This window comes from Aquincola tertiaricarbonis (assembly GCF_000969605.1).
GTDB lineage: Bacteria > Pseudomonadota > Gammaproteobacteria > Burkholderiales > Burkholderiaceae_C > Aquincola > Aquincola tertiaricarbonis.
In genome coordinates, this window is sequence record NZ_JZUE01000094.1 from 1 (window position 1) to 379 (window position 379).

Sequence of the window (379 nt, forward strand, 5' to 3'; positions counted from 1 at the left end):
GAGCCATGAGCTGCGCACGCCGCTGAACGCGATGCTGGGCTTCGCACAGCTGCTGGAGCTGGACCGCCAGCAGCCGCTGGCCCCTCACCAGACCGAATGGACCACGCAGATCCAACAGGCCGGCTGGCACCTGCTGCACATGATCAACGACACGCTGGACCTGTCGCGCATCGAGTCCGGCACGCTGAAGCTGCAGACCGAGACGCTGGACGTGGCCGACCTGCTGCGTGCAACCCGCTCGCTGCTGGAGCACAACGCGCAGCGGCGCGGCGTGACGGTGGTGGAGCGGCTGGACCCGGCGGCCGCGGCCGTCACCGGCGACCTCACCCGGGTCAAGCAGATCATGACCAACCTGCTGTCCAACGCCATCAAGTACAAC

General features: G+C 67.8%; 1 protein-coding gene. It reads left to right on the forward strand.

Going from position 1 to position 379, the window contains the following annotated elements:
- Positions 1–379 (forward strand): sensor histidine kinase (locus VO99_RS27565; protein WP_046116176.1); only part of this gene is annotated, 379 nt, incomplete at both ends.